A 15,022-nucleotide genomic window follows, 5' to 3' on the forward strand; every position below is an offset into this window, starting at 1 on the left:
CATGAAACCCAAAGATGCTCTTGATCGCCGTGCTGACGCGCTTATTGCTGCGGAATATATTGATGCGCACGGAAAACCGCGGCAGATTTCTGCTCTTACCCATCAGCGTCTCGCTGCGCTGATGCAGGCCCCTGCGAACGGCTCCGCACCGCTGCCGCCGGTGGTGATTTTTTATGTCGGACAGCCACTGAGTCTGGCACCGGTGCTCAGCGCCGACGCGGAATGGCAGCTGACGAGCGAAAGCGGCGAAAACTGGTCCGGGCGCTGCCAGCCGGGTGAAGCGTTGGTGTTGCCCGCGTTGCCCGCCGGTTATCACCAGCTGACATTGACCCAGAAGTTACAGTGTCACTGTTGCCCGATTATAGTGGCACCCCGCCGCTGCTACGAACCTGCGGAACTGCTGGCGGGCGAATCGCTGTGGGGCAGCTGTATTCAGCTGTATACGCTGCGCTCTGCGGCTAACTGGGGCATCGGGGATTTCGGCGATCTGCGGCAAATGATCGCTGAAACCGCGCGGCGCGGCGGCGCGTTTGTCGGGCTCAATCCGCTGCACGCGCTGTTTCCTGCCGCACCGGAGAGCGCCAGCCCTTACAGTCCCTCTTCCCGGCGCTGGCTCAACATCCTCTATATCGACGTAAGCGCCGTGGCAGATTTTGGCCTCAGCGACGCGGCGCAGGCCTGGTGGCAAGCTGAGAAGACGCAGCAGGCGCTCCGGTCAGCGCGAGACGCCGCGTGGGTGGATTACACTGCCGTCACCGGGCTTAAGTTGCAGGGACTACGGCTTGCCTGGCAGCAGTTTCGCCGGCGCACGGCAGATGATGGACAGGCGCAGGCGTTTGCGGAGTTTGTGCGTGCCGGGGGCGACAGCCTGCTGCATCAGGGGCTGTTTGATGCGCTGCACGCGGCGCGCAGCGCCCAGGATGGCACGGGTTATGGCTGGCAACACTGGCCGGGCGAATGGCAGCAGGCGAACAGTGCGGCAGTGCTGGCGTTCCGCATCGAGCACAGCGACGAGGTGCGTTTCTACATGTGGCTGCAGTGGCTGGCGGCAGAGCAATTCGCCGCCTGCTGGCAGCTGTGTCAGCAGCAGCAGATGGCGATCGGGCTGTATCGCGACCTGGCGGTGGGCGTGGCGGCGGATGGCGCGGAAACCTGGCGCGATCGGCAGCTTTACTGCCTGGACGCCAGCATTGGCGCGCCGCCGGATATCCTCGGTCCGCTCGGTCAGAACTGGGGATTGCCGCCGATGGACCCGCAGGTGATGGCCGCGCGCGGCTACGAGCCGTGGATCGCCCTGCTGCGCGCCAGCATGCGCGACTGCGGCGCGCTGCGCATTGACCATGTGATGGCGCTGCTGCGTTTATGGTGGATACCGAAGGACGAAAGCGCGGCGCACGGTGCCTATGTGCACTATCCGGTGGATGATTTGCTGGCGATTCTGGCACTGGAGAGCCAGCGCCATCGTTGCATGGTGATTGGCGAGGATCTGGGCACCGTGCCGGAAGCCATCGTTGATAAACTGCGCGACGCCGGGGTGTACTCCTACAAAGTGCTCTACTTTGAGCAGGAATCGCAGCGCCACTTCCGCGTGCCAGCGACGTGGCCGCGTCAGGCGATGGCCGTTACCACCACTCATGATATGCCGACGCTGCGCGGCTGGTGGCAAAGTGACGATTTGCGGCTGGGCAGTGCGCTGGGGCTTTACCCCGATCGGGCGATTCTCGCTGGCCTGCATCGCGATCGGCGCCTGGCTAAACAGGCGTTGCTGCGTACGCTGTTGCGCAGCGGTGATCTGCCGCCGCGCCGCCGCTTCCGGCGGGCCAGCGTCCGCATGAGTCATCAGCTTAGTCAGGCGATCCATCGCTATCTGGCCCGCAGCCAGTGTGCACTGCTCGGTTTGCAGCCGGAAGAGTGGCTGGATATGGCACTGCCGGTCAACGTGCCGGGCACCGTCGATCAGTATCCCAACTGGCGACGTAAGCTAAGCGTAACGCTGGAAGCGATGGCGGAGGATGACAGAATCGATGCGTTGCTGACGGCGGTACAATCACGTCAGCGTCAGCGTAAGTAGCACGAAACCGACCTGCTGCGTGCAGGTCGGAGTGCCATAAAAAAGGTGCGCCGAAGCGCACCAGGTGGGGCAACTCAGCACTGTCGGGGCAGTTTCACCCCTTGCCTTTAACACTGCTGATAAAGGTTTGCCGCGCCGATGTCGATCCCAGACGCTCCGCTTCATCCAGCAGCTTCAGCGCTTTATCGATATTGCCCTGTTGCACCGCTTGACGAATGCTCTGATTGAAATAGCTTTCCGTCTCATTCACCAGCGGTGCCGGTTCAGGCGCTGGCGCGCGCGCCGTCGTGGCGGCCATGGCCGGCCGGGTGCTGCCAACGGTGACAGCGGCAGGCGCGGCTGAGCCAAACAGCGGGCCGACCAGAATCGAGGAGCCGGAACTGGTTGCCACTTTAAGTTTGATTTTGCCGTCGCGACTGTGACGCGCCACCGGATCGGGAATATCCGGTACCGCATGGCCGGTGCCTTTGGCATAAGCTTTGGCCGGATCCAGCAGCGTTGTGGTCTGGGTTAAATCCTGATCGGTGGTGAACACCAGCAAATAGATCTTCTGCTGGCCCGGCACCGGCGTCAGCTTCATCACCCCTTCCAGCCGGTCGGCGCTCATCACGCCGGGCTGCTGATAGCTAAAGAAGCGGCTCGGAAACCACGCGGCCGGCTGCAGGTTTTCATCCAGTACCAGCACATTTGGCGCAAAGACCTGATTGTGTACCACCTCGCTGCTTAGCGTAACCGTCAGCTCGCCCTGATTGGCAGGCAGGCTGTAAGCTGCAATGGCCCCTGTTACGCCACGTACATCCAGCGGCGTTGCGCTTTGTGTCAGCGTGGTGGTTTGTGCACGTGAAGCATCCACCGGCTGCCAGCTGAGCTGCTGCAGCCGCGCGGTGGGAATGGCGGGTGCCGCGGAAAGATCCTGCGGCACCAGATTGATGTCGGCCTGAACTGGCATAATGACGCCGGTCAGCAGCGCGCTGCTCAGGCAGAAGGCGATAAGATGTTTTTTCATTGTGATATCCCAACAAGCTGTCAGGCAGCGGCGTTGGCCAGGCAATGGCTGCCGCTGTCCGAAAACGCCGTGCTTCTGGCGCACGGCGGGTGTTTGCTTAACCTGCGCAGCGCCTTACCACCAGATTTCCATCTGTGCGCCGAAGGTCCACTCATCGTTGTCGCCACGGCTGTTGGTGAACAGACCGTTGCCGCTGCTGTCCGCCGCGGCCAGCGACGTGATATCGCCGGAGGCGTCTTTGCTGTAGCCCCACTTCTCATCCCATTTGGCGTAGGTGGCGAACAGGCGCAGCGCCGGACGTGACCAGATGCTATCGCCAGCCTGCCACTGCTGCGCCAGGGTAATTTTGTACTGGCCGTTGCGTTCGCTGACCTGCTGGGACTTAACGTTGTCATAGCCGACTTCCAGCAGGGTGCTCATGATCGGCGTCCATTTGTACATAGGCCGTACGCCGACGGTGTACCACTCAGTTCCGCGGTTGTTATCCAGATCGACGTTCTGGTACATCGCCACGTACATCAGATCCCAGCGATCGGCCAGCGAGATCGCACCGTGATCGAGGATGCGGTACATATTGCCGTTGTTATTGATGTTGCTGCCCTGCGGCAGGCCTTTGCCCTGCGAGGTCAGCGCATCAGTGGCGTACTGCAGCACAAACTTGTTGTAGCCTTTCAGCATGCTCTGCGTGTGTTCCGCGGTGAACATCCAGCCATCTTTCGACGCGCCGTCATCTAAGCGATAACCGTCACGCGCGTTGGCGCGGCCATAGTCGACACCCAGTTCCAGCACGCCATTGGGGTTAGTTTCCAGGCCGGCGAGACGCACATCAAAAACGTCATTGGCGGTACTGGTGGCGTAATCACGAATCTGGTCACTGGAGAAAGTGTAAGAGCCGCCCGCTTCGGAAGAGCGCGTCGCGGCGAACGAGAGCTTACCAAACCCGAGATCGACATCTTCCAGACCGGCGCCCGGACCGGAGATATCCCAGTAGTAGAAGTCGATCATGTGAACATCGTGACGCTGATAAAAGCGTTTACCGGCCCAGATGGTGGAACCCGGCAGCGCATCGATCAGGTTTTTTCCTTTCACGTTGGCTTCACGGAAGGCCGGTGAAGTCGCTTCCCAGTCATTCTGCTGGGAAACGGAATAGGCGACGTTGGTATCGAAATAGAAACTTTTATCGCCCTCTTTCCACACTTCCTGGCCCAGTTTCAGTTCAGCATAGGTTTCACATTCGTTGCCCAGACGGTATTTGCTTTGCGCGCCGGTAGCCTGAAAGCACTGTTGCTCGCCGCCGCTGCCGGTCCAGCCGATACCCGAACGGGCGTAACCCGTAAAATCGACCGCCATGGCTTGAGCGGTGAGCGTACCCGCTGCGATGGCAATCGCGACGGGAAGTTTGCGCAGAGTTAACATTTTCTATCTCCTGAGGTCATTGCTTTTATTGTTTTGCAGGGCTAAACACCGGGTTCCTGATGCAGCCTGCGGCAGGCGCTCCCGTCCTCGCGGAACAGGTGACAACGCTCCGGCGGCAGGCCAATACCCATCAGGGCGCCCTCTTCTACCAGCACCACGTCCTCCTGGCGGTACACCAGGTTCTGACGAATGGCGGGGATCTGGATATGGATCTGCGTCTCGTGGCCGAGCTGCTCAACCACCTGCACTTCGCCCTCCAGCGTGACATCGGCGATGTCGCTGGAGAGCAGATGTTCCGGACGAATACCCAGCGACATGTTGCTGCCGACCTGGACGCCGGCGCTCTCCACCGGCAGCCATACAAGCTGATCGTTGGGCAAACGCACCTGCACCTGATCGATGGCGGTGGCGGTCACTTTGACGGGCAGAAAATTCATGCGCGGCGAGCCGATAAAGCCGGCAACGAAGCGGTTAGCGGGATAGTGATAGAGTTCGAGCGGCTTACCGACCTGGGCGATGCGACCGGCGTCCAGCACCACGATCTTGTCGGCCAGCGTCATCGCTTCGATTTGATCGTGCGTAACGTAAATCATGGTGCGCTTCAGGCGCTTGTGCAGGCGTGAGATTTCAATGCGCATCTGTACGCGCAGCGCGGCATCGAGATTGGACAATGGCTCGTCGAGCAGAAACACACGCGGTTCGGCCACCAGCGTGCGCCCGATGGCCACGCGCTGCCGCTGTCCGCCCGATAGGGCTTTGGGCCGCCGTTCCAGCAGGTGCGCCAGCTGTAACACCTCCGCAACCTGATTGACGCGCTGCTGGATTTCAGCGCGCTTTACGCCAGCCAGCTTCAGGCCAAACGACATGTTTTCGGCCACCGAAAGGTGTGGATAAAGGGCGTAAGACTGAAACACCATGCCGATACCGCGCTCAGCGGGCGGAACATCGTTCATACGCTGACCGCCAATCAGCAGATCGCCGCGGGTGATGGTTTCCAGGCCGGCGATCATGCGCAGCAGCGTTGATTTGCCGCAGCCGGAGGGACCGACGAACACCACAAATTCCCCTTCGCCGATCTCCAGATTGATGTCTTTTGATACCTCGGTATCGCCCCAGGCCTTGGTGACATGGTGTAACGCAACGCTCGCCATGATGCTTTCCTCTTCGCAGGCTCATGCTTGCCTGCAGCACCGCAGGCAGACTCCGGCGACCACTATGGGCAGGCGCAGACGGCGCAGCATCCTCCACCGTGTGGGTTTTTACTGGGGGATGAGGCGGGAGGAGGAGTACGCGCACGCCAGCCGCGCCGGCGCGACGTTCACGGCAATTTTGTGAGCTGTCACGCAGAGCTGACGCGTCAATAGTGTGCGCCAGCGCGTATTAAGGCGCTGTTTTGCAAGCGCGATCACGGCTTAGTGCCGTTGGGCGTAGAGCGCAGGAGGATGAGGAAATGGCATAACGCCGCACAATGATGCCACTAATGATTTCCGCTTCCGCTAACAGGATGGAGTTATGACAATGAAAACCGGCGCACGCGTTCTGGCCCTTTCCGCCCTTACGGCCGTAGTGTTTTCGGCTTCGGCCGTGGCCAAAATTGAAGAAGGTAAACTGGTCATCTGGATCAACGGTGATAAGGGCTATAACGGCCTCGCCGAGGTAGGCAAAAAATTCGAGCAGGACACCGGTATCAGCGTGACGGTCGAACATCCTGACAAAATGGAAGAGAAATACCCGCAGGTTGCCGCCACGGGTGACGGTCCGGACATTATCTTCTGGGCGCACGATCGCTTTGGCGGCTATGCCCAGTCAGGGCTGCTCGCCGAAGTCACACCGGATCAAAACTTCCAGCAAAAACTGTTTCCGTTTACCTGGGATGCGGTGCGCTTCAACGGCAAACTGATTGGCTATCCGGTGTCTGTGGAGTCGCTGTCGCTGATTTACAACAAAGATCTGCTACCCACCCCACCGAAAAGCTGGGAAGAGATGGCGGCGCTGGATAAGCAGCTGCGCGCCAAAGGCAAGAGCGCCATCATGTTTAACCTGCAGGAACCCTATTTCACCTGGCCGCTGCTGGCCGCCGGTGGCGCCTATGCTTTCAAAAAGACCGACAGCGGCTATGACGTGAAAGATACCGGCGTCGACAACGCCGGCGCGAAAGCAGGCATGCAGTTCCTCGTCGATCAGGTGAAAGCCAAAATCCTTAATGCCGATACCGACTATTCGATTGCCGAAGCGGCCTTCAATAAAGGACAAACCGCGATGACCATCAACGGTCCGTGGGCGTGGAGCAATATCGACAAAAGCGGCATTAACTACGGCGTTACGCTGTTACCGACGCTGAACGGCAAGCCGACCAAAACCTTTGTCGGCGTACTGAGCGCGGGCATCAACGCGGCCAGTCCTAATAAAGAGCTGGCCAAAGAGTTTCTGGAAAATTACCTGCTGACTGACGCCGGTCTCAATGCGGTTAACAAGGACAAGCCGCTGGGCGCGGTCACCCTGAAGTCATTCCAGCAAACGCTGGAGAAAGACGCGCGCATCGCCGCCACCATGAGCAATGCGCGTAATGGCGACATCATGCCTAACATCCCGCAGATGGCGGCCTTCTGGTATGCGATGCGCACCGCGACGCTGAATGCGCTGAGCGGTCGTCAAAACGTTGATGCGGCGCTGAAGGATGCGCAGGCGCGTCTCAATAAGTAATGCTGTTACGGAGCCGACGGCTGTCGGCTCGCCACTGGCTGTTAAGGAACACCGTATCATGTCAGGAATACCGCAAAAGAGACGGCACAGCCTGGTGCTGCGCAGCCTGCTGGTCGGGATCGGCTGTCTGCTGGTCGGCTACCTTCTGGTGCTGATGTATGCTCAGGGTGAATACCTGTTTGCGCTGGTCACGCTGGTAGTCAGCGCGGCAGGCCTGTGGATTTACACCAACCGGCGCGCCTATGCCTGGCGCTATGTGTATCCGGGACTGGCCGGCATGGCGCTATTCGTCCTGTTTCCACTGGCCTGTACCGTCGCCATTGCCTTCACCAACTACAGCAGCACCAATCAGCTCAGTGAGGCGCGCGCGCAGCAGGTGCTGCTGAGTCGCCAGTATCAGGCCGGGGACGCGATGAACTTCGCGCTCTATTCGCAGGGCGATCGCTGGCAGCTGGCGCTCAGCACAGGCGAAAACAGCTTTCTGTCTGCGCCGTTTACGCTGGGTGGTGAACAGCAGCTCAGCCTCACGCCAGCCGCGCTGCCCGCCACCGCGCGCGCCAGCTTAAAAACCATCACCCAAAACCGTCAGGCGCTGAGTCAGTTAACTGCCCGGCTGCCGGACGGTCGCGAGCTGGTGATGAGTTCGCTGCGCCAGTTTTCCGGCACGCGGCCGCTGTATGTGCTGGACGCACCGGGACAGCTGAGAAATCAGCAAAACGGCGCCCGCTATCAGGCTAACCGGGACACGGGGTTCTATCAGCAGATCAATGCAGATGGCAGCTGGGCCAGCGAACAGCTCAGCCCTGGCTTTACCGTTGGCGCGGGCTGGAAAAACTTTGCTCGCGTGTTCACCGACGAGGGCATTCAGAAACCGTTCCTGGCAATATTTGGCTGGACGCTGCTGTTTTCGCTGTTGACCGTGCTGCTGACGGTCGCGGTGGGCATGGTGCTGGCGTGTCTGGTGCAGTGGGAAGCGCTGCGGGGCAAGGCCATCTATCGTGTGATGCTGATTCTTCCCTACGCGGTACCGGCATTCATTTCGATACTGATTTTCAAAGGGCTGTTTAACCAGAGTTTTGGCGAAATCAACGTCATGCTCAATGCGCTGTTTGGCTTCAAGCCAGCGTGGTTCAGCGATCCGACGCTGGCTCGCGCCATGCTGGTGATCGTCAATACCTGGCTGGGTTATCCCTACATGATGATCCTGTGCATGGGCTTGCTCAAGGCGATCCCGGACGATCTTTATGAAGCGTCCGCGATGGATGGCGCCGGGCCGCTGCAGAATTTCTTTTTGATTACGCTGCCGCTGCTGCTGAAACCGCTATTGCCGCTGATGATCGCCAGCTTTGCTTTTAACTTCAACAACTTCGTGCTGGTGCAGCTGCTGACTAATGGTGGCCCCGATCGACTCGGCACCACTACGCCGGCGGGCTACACCGATCTGCTGGTCAACTACACCTGGCGCATCGCCTTTGAAGGCGGCGGCGGTCAGGACTTCGGCCTGGCGGCAGCCATCGCCACGCTGATCTTCCTGCTGGTCGGTGCGCTGGCGGTGATTAACCTGAAAGCGCTACGCATGAAGTTTGATTAAGGAGGCGTTATGGCCATGGTACAACCGAAATCGCAGAAGCTGCGTCTGCTGCTGACGCATCTGCTGCTGCTGCTGTTTATCGCGGCAATTCTGTTCCCGCTGCTGATGGTGATTGCCATCTCGCTACGCAGCGGCAATTTCGCCACCGGCAGTCTGATCCCGGAACAGATTTCATGGGAACACTGGCGGCTGGCGCTCGGGTTCAGCGTCACCCATGCCGATGGTCGCGTGACGCCGCCGCCCTTCCCGGTGCTGCTATGGCTGTGGAATTCGGTGAAGATCGCCGCCATTAGCGCACTGGGGATTGTGGCGCTCTCGACCACCTGCGCCTACGCGTTTGCCCGCATGCGCTTCGCCGGTCGCGCCAGCCTGTTAAAAGGCATGCTGATTTTTCAGATGTTCCCGGCGGTGCTGTCGCTGGTGGCGCTCTATGCGCTGTTTGACCGGCTGGGGCAATATCTGCCGTTTCTCGGCCTCAATACCCACGGCGGCGTGATCTTCGCCTATCTGGGCGGCATCGCGCTGCACGTCTGGACCATTAAGGGCTATTTCGAAACCATTGATGGTTCGCTGGAGGAAGCGGCGGCGCTGGATGGTGCCACGCCGTGGCAGGCGTTTCGTCTGGTATTGCTGCCGCTTTCGGTGCCAATCCTCGCGGTGGTGTTTATCCTGGCGTTTATCGCTGCGGTCACCGAAGTACCGGTCGCCTCGCTGCTGCTGCGCGACGTCAACAGCTATACCCTCGCGGTCGGGATGCAGCAGTATCTTAATCCGCAGAACTATCTGTGGGGCGATTTCGCCGCGGCGGCTGTGCTGTCCGCCATTCCCATCACGCTGGTGTTTTTACTGGCGCAGCGCTGGCTGGTGAGCGGACTGACGGCGGGCGGTGTAAAAGGGTAAAGATTCATCAGTACCACTGCTTCCTCAACGGCAACCACCTGTTGAGGTTTTGGCGGCCAATGGCCGCCGTTTTTATTGCAGGCATAAAAAAAGTGGAGCGCTGTGGCTCCACTCTGTTTGCTGACTGCGCTGGATTATTCCGGCAGTGCGTAAACCACCACCTGATCGCCCACCTGATCCTTCAGGATGGTGTTACCACCGGCGACAAAGGCAACATACTGCCGGCCTTTGTATTCATACACCGAGGGGTTGGCAACCGCGGGCGCTTCGACCTGATCGGACCACAGCTCTTCGCCGCTATCCAGTGAATAGGCGCGCACTTTGGCATCCATTGAGGCGCCGATAAAGATCACGCCGCCGGCGGTGACTGCCGGACCGCCAATGGTTGGCGAGCCCCAGCTTTCCGGCATGAAGAAGCCGTACTGCTGCGACGCGCCGACCGGTCGACGCCATTTCACATCACCGGTGTGCATATCGAGCGCAACAATCTCGCCAAACGGCGGCTGCCAGCACGGCATGCCCAGCCAGTTATTCGCCACCATCAGGCGCAGGCCGTAAGGCGCGCCTTCCTGCGGGGCGAAACCACTCTCGTTACCCGAGCCGTTATCGGCCTTGTCGTAATCGGCGCGGCTGTACAGCTTCACGTATTGCACGATGTGTGAGGTGTTCACAATGGCGATCTGTTTTTGCGGATCGAACGCCACGCCGCCCCACTGCACGCCGCCCGCGCTGTCCGGATAGGTCAGTGCGCCTTCGCCTTTGGTAGTCGGCGGCGTGTACATGCCGTCATAGCTCAGTTTATCCCACAGGCGTGAGCACTGACCGGCACCAACAATATCGGCCAGCTTCCAGATCGCCGGTTTTTTGGATTGATCCAGCAGCGGTGCCGGTTTGGTCGGGAACGGCTGGGTCGGCGACAGTTTCTCGCCCTGCACCGAACCATCCCCCTGCGGCACCGGACGCTCCTCAATCGGCCAGACATCTTCACCGGTCAGGCGATTGACCACAAACAGGAAGCCCTGCTTGGTGGCCTGAATCAGCGCCGGAATCTGCTTGCCGTTCACGGTAATGTCCATCAGCGTCGGTGCTGAGTTAATGTCGTAATCCCACACATCATGGTGCACCCACTGGCGCGACCACACCACTTTGCCGGTATTCACATCCAGCGCGGTCGTGGAGGTGCCGAGCGGAATTGGATCGACGCGGTTGCCGCCCCAGTAGTTTGGCGAAGGTGATGACACCGGCAGATAAACCAGGCCATGCGCTTCATCGGCCGACATGTGGGTCCAGACGTTAGCCGTGCCGGTGCGCGGGCGAATGCTGGCCGGGATGGCGTCAAAGGTCCATTCACGTGCCCCGGTCTGCGCGTTGATTGAAAACACCGTGCCCGGCGGCGCTTCTGCGTAAGCCCAGTCTTTGCCCGCCCAGCCAACGATCAGGTGATCACCCACCACCGTCGGCGGCTGGAGCAGAGACAGCGGGAATTTAGCGTTAACCGTATTCCACTGGTTGACGTTGAGCACACCTTTATCTGCAAAGTTTTCGCACAGCTTGCCGGAATCGGCATCCAGTGCGTACAGCTTGCCGTCAACGGTGCCCATATAAACGATTTTCTGGCAGGCCTGACCCGCCTGCGGATTTTTCGCCTGCCAGTAAGAGACGCCACGATTTTTCAGTACCGGCTGGGTCAGCGCCTGACGTGGCGATTTAGTATCGTAGTGCCACTTCTCCTTGCCGGTGCCCGGATCCAGCGCAATCAGCCGATCAAATGGCGTACCGATGTACAGCGTATCGTTGGCAAAAATTGGCGTGGCGGACCAGACGGTCGCTGGCGTGTCGCCCTTGCCATCCGAAACGTCACCGGTGTGAAACTCCCAGATTTTTTTCAGCTTGCTGACGTTGTCAGCGGTGATTTGTTTCAGCGGGCTGTATTTCTGCGCGTTGAGCTGGCCGTGAAAACTGTCCCACGTCGCCGTGGAGGGCACCAGCGGCGTGGCCGGCTGGCTGGCGGAGGCCACTTTCTCGCCGTCGCGCTTGCCGCTGGAGACATCATCGGTGGCGTGCGTGGTGCCGGGCGCCTGCTGATCGGCCGCATCCACGTTGAGTTTCTCCTGCGTACCCATCGACGCCTCAGCGGCTTTATCTTCGGCGCGTAGCGTGGCAGGTGCCATCAGCAGCGCCAGGGCGGTCATGCCGACTTTGAGCAGCGGAATGTATTTTTCATTATGCACGGTTAGCTCCTTGTGCAGTGGCGTGGCGAACGCGATGCGCCGGGTTGCGCGCCAGCATAATCAGACCCATCAGCCCGATGACCATTGCCAGTGTAATGATCCCCTGATGCAGCAGCGCGGCAGCAAAACCGATCGCGCATAACAGCAGCAGCGTAATGACTATCAGGAAAATACGACCGGTACGGCCGGTTGCCGCGCGCAGCAGGAAGGTCAGCACCGCCAGAACGACGCTGGCAATAGCGACGCCCAGCGCGCCAATGGTGCCGGTGACACCGGTGAGTGGCGTGAGCCAGGCATACAGCGCGACGGCAAAGCCGATGAGTGCCGCCAGCAGCAGCAGTAAACTGCCCAAACGGGAGGATTGAGATTGCAACATACCAGGAAGTCCCTTGAGGATGAAAGCACGGAAAACAGCGTGTACTGATGAGTCAATGCGGCTGTTGTTCACACAGGCTGGTTGAATTAACGTCAGCGCAGCGTGAAAAGCAGCGGCATATATCACTTCGCGTTGCTGAGTATAGACGATGATATTCAGGCTGCCCGCCGGATTAGATGCAGAGAGGGAGTCAGATAAAAATGGGGAATTTGTAATGGTCGGAGCGTGTATTTACAAAGGATATTTTAGCGAGGCCAGACAGGCGGCACGGCAAGGATGTTGATTACCGAGGCTCAGTCCGCAGGATATTTAAACCCTGCGGACTGAGTCAGAGACAAATAAGGCGTTACGCGTTAGCCTTGCAGTTCTTTCCGCACAATCTCTGCGCCGGCACTTAATGCCTGCAGCTTGCCGTAAGCCACATGACGCGACAGTGGCGTCATGCCACAGTTGGTGCTTGGATAGAGTTTATCGGCATCCACAAACTGCAGCGCTTTACGCAGCGTGGCCGCCACTTCTTCCGGTGTTTCGATGGTGTTGGTGGCGACATCAATCGCGCCAACCATGACTTTTTTACCGCGAATCAGTTCAATCAGATCCATCGGCACGCGTGAGTTCTGACACTCCAGCGAAACGATATCGATACCGGAACTCTGCAGTTTAGGGAAGATCTCCTCATACTGGCGCCACTCGGTACCCAGCGTTTTCTTCCAGTCGGTGTTGGCTTTGATGCCGTAGCCGTAGCAAATATGCACCGCGGTCTCACATTTAAGTCCTTCGATGGCGCGTTCTAAGGCGGCAATGCCCCAGTCATTCACCTCGTCGAAAAAGACGTTAAAGGCGGGTTCGTCAAACTGAATAATATCAACGCCAGCGGCTTCTAATTCGCGCGCTTCCTGGTTGAGAATTTTAGCGAATTCCCACGCCAGCTTCTCACGGCTTTTATAGTGATCGTCATACAGCGTGTCGATCATGGTCATCGGGCCCGGTAACGCCCATTTGATTGGACGCTGCGTCAGCTGACGCAGGTATTTGGCATCATCAACAAAGACCGGTTTCTGCCGGCTCACTTCGCCCACCACGCCGGGTACGCTGGCATCATAACGATTACGGATGCGCACCGTTTTGCGGTTTTCAAAGTCAACGCCGTTAAGGTGCTCTATAAAGGTGGTGACGAAGTGCTGGCGCGTTTGCTCGCCGTCGCTGACGATATCAATACCAGCCTGCTGCTGGTCGTCCAGACATAAACGCAGCGCATCCTGTTTGCCCTGAATCAGCTCATCGCCCTGCAATTTCCACGGCGACCATAATGTCTCTGGCTGCGCCAGCCAGGAAGGTTTTGGTAAGCTGCCAGCCGTTGACGTCGGTAATAATGTTTTCATTAATCAATAACCTTATTTATTCGTTAATCAAAGAGCGAAATGATCAGACCACTGTTTCAGAATGCTGTGGTAAGGCTTAATAAACTGCTCTTCGGTAAATTTACCCTGCTCAATCGCCAGGCGGGTACGCTCTTCGCGATCGTAAACAATTTTGGTCAGCGAGTGATCCTGATGATAAAGGTCTGGCTGATATTCAATGCCCGCCGGTGAGTTCGCATTGTAAATCTCCGGGCGGTAAATCTTCTGGAAGGTTTCCATGGTACTGATGGTGCTGATCAGCTCCAGGTTACTGTAATCACTGAGCAAATCACCGGCGAAGTAGAAGGCGAACGGCGCCACGCTGTTGGCCGGCATGAAATAGCGCGCCCTGAGTCCCATTTTTGCAAAATAGAGATCGGTCAATGAAGATTCATTTTGCTGATACTCAATGCCCAGCACCGGATGCTGGTTACCGGTACGACGGTAGATATTTTTGCTGGAGACGCTGAGGCAAATGACCGGCGCTTTGCGGAAGTTGGCTTTATACGTCTCTGAGTTGACAAAATGGCGGAAAATATTGCCGTGCAGCACGCCGAAGTCATCCGGAATACTGAAACCGGAACGGCCTTTATTATGCTCGGACAGCAGAACGCTGAAATCATAATCACGCACGTATGAAGAGAAGTTGTTGCCGGTGATCCCTTCAATGCGCTCACTGGTTTTTTTATCAACGATGTTGGTCTTCAGGATCTCAATCGCCGGAAAGCTTTTGCCCTCGCCGCCTGCACCCAGATTCATTTCCACAGAAATGATATCCAGTTCAATCGCATAGCGATCGCCTTTCGGGTTGTCCCAGTTTGCCAGCGAATTGAAACGGTTATTCATCATGATCAGCGCATTGCGCAGATTCTCTTCACGATTGCTGCCGCGCGCCAGGTTGGCAAAATTGGTGGTAATGCGCGTATCTTTGGAGGGATTGTAATTCTCATCGAAGCGCGTGCTTTTTATACTAAAGGTAAAATCATTTTTCATCGCGAGCGGGCATCCTGATTTCTGCTTGCAACCTGACGCTGTTCTCTCCTTTACCGGAGTTCTCAAAACGTTTACAGGTTTGCAAATTCAGCAGTGGTCATGTTGTCGAAAATATTTAACATGACCTTAGTTATGCCAGAGTCCCTGCGTGAGGAAAAGTGATTAAATTTCAAAGCAAGATGAGCTAACTTCATGTTGCCTGCACCAGGCTCGTGCTGAGGGTCAGTAAGCAAAGGTTGGGCAAAAAACCTGCAAAATCAGGCGCTAATCTGCGCTATCACACTGCCCATCCTTAGCCTGACAGCTGACGGCGCGATTGTCAGTTGAAAAAACTT

At 58.1% G+C, this 15,022-nt stretch carries 11 protein-coding genes; 4 read left to right on the forward strand and 7 right to left on the reverse strand.

All coding sequences use genetic code 11. From position 1 onward, the window contains the following. The first annotated feature begins 1 nt into the window (after position 1). Positions 2-2,071: a 4-alpha-glucanotransferase gene (malQ, locus tag E7738_RS19015; protein ID WP_394516473.1), complete on the forward strand. Its 2,070-nt coding sequence runs from the start codon at positions 2-4 to the stop codon at positions 2,069-2,071. A 94-nt stretch (positions 2,072-2,165) separates the two neighbouring features. On the opposite strand, the gene malM is transcribed toward malQ, so the two are convergent. The 3 genes from malM to malK all read right to left on the reverse strand — a co-directional run bounded on the left by malM (position 2,166) and on the right by malK (position 5,644). Then, positions 2,166-3,077 (reverse strand): maltose operon protein MalM, encoded by a 912-nt coding sequence (gene malM / locus E7738_RS19020; RefSeq protein WP_238562332.1) that lies wholly within the window; start codon positions 3,075-3,077, stop codon positions 2,166-2,168. Between the two features lie 114 nt (positions 3,078-3,191). Continuing rightward, positions 3,192-4,493, reverse strand: coding sequence for a maltoporin (locus E7738_RS19025; protein WP_278427283.1), 1,302 nt, complete (start codon positions 4,491-4,493; stop codon positions 3,192-3,194). 41 nt (positions 4,494-4,534) lie between these two features. Continuing rightward, a complete protein-coding gene (malK, locus tag E7738_RS19030) occupies positions 4,535-5,644 on the reverse strand; it encodes a maltose/maltodextrin ABC transporter ATP-binding protein MalK (RefSeq protein ID WP_058770170.1) in 1,110 nt (369 codons plus the stop codon). A 361-nt stretch (positions 5,645-6,005) separates the two neighbouring features. Here malK and malE point away from each other — a divergent pair, with 361 nt between their 5' ends. Genes malE through malG form a run of 3 tightly spaced genes read left to right on the forward strand, consistent with a single transcriptional unit; the run spans position 6,006 to position 9,687 of the window. After that, positions 6,006-7,196: a maltose/maltodextrin ABC transporter substrate-binding protein MalE gene (gene malE / locus E7738_RS19035; RefSeq protein WP_059010846.1), complete on the forward strand. Its 1,191-nt coding sequence runs from the start codon at positions 6,006-6,008 to the stop codon at positions 7,194-7,196. A 58-nt stretch (positions 7,197-7,254) separates the two neighbouring features. Beyond that, complete coding sequence (gene malF, locus E7738_RS19040) at positions 7,255-8,787, forward strand: maltose ABC transporter permease MalF (protein WP_394516474.1); 1,533 nt, start codon at positions 7,255-7,257, stop codon at positions 8,785-8,787. Between the two features lie 9 nt (positions 8,788-8,796). Next, positions 8,797-9,687 carry a maltose ABC transporter permease MalG gene (gene malG / locus E7738_RS19045; RefSeq protein WP_058759158.1) on the forward strand — a complete coding sequence of 297 codons (891 nt, stop codon included), beginning with the start codon at positions 8,797-8,799 and terminating at the stop codon, positions 9,685-9,687. Positions 9,688-9,821: 134 nt separating this feature from the next. Here malG and E7738_RS19050 read toward each other — a convergent pair whose 3' ends face one another. The 4 genes from E7738_RS19050 to E7738_RS19065 form a co-directional block, all read right to left on the reverse strand. Next, the gene (locus E7738_RS19050; RefSeq protein ID WP_394516570.1) at positions 9,822-11,879 is read right to left on the reverse strand and encodes a pyrroloquinoline quinone-dependent dehydrogenase; all 2,058 of its coding nucleotides are present in this window, start codon (positions 11,877-11,879) and stop codon (positions 9,822-9,824) included. Between the two features lie 31 nt (positions 11,880-11,910). After that, positions 11,911-12,294 (reverse strand): hypothetical protein, encoded by a 384-nt coding sequence (locus E7738_RS19055; protein ID WP_058776343.1) that lies wholly within the window; start codon positions 12,292-12,294, stop codon positions 11,911-11,913. A gap of 353 nt (positions 12,295-12,647) precedes the next feature. Further along, on the reverse strand, positions 12,648-13,676 hold the full coding sequence (locus tag E7738_RS19060; protein ID WP_021509410.1) for a methionine synthase: 1,029 nt from the start codon (positions 13,674-13,676) through the stop codon (positions 12,648-12,650). Between the two features lie 27 nt (positions 13,677-13,703). After that, positions 13,704-14,687, reverse strand: a complete 984-nt coding sequence (locus tag E7738_RS19065) for a DUF1852 domain-containing protein (protein WP_058776344.1) — start codon at positions 14,685-14,687, stop codon at positions 13,704-13,706. Positions 14,688-15,022 lie beyond the last annotated feature (335 nt).

It is taken from the genome of Pantoea sp. SGAir0430 (assembly GCF_043549295.1).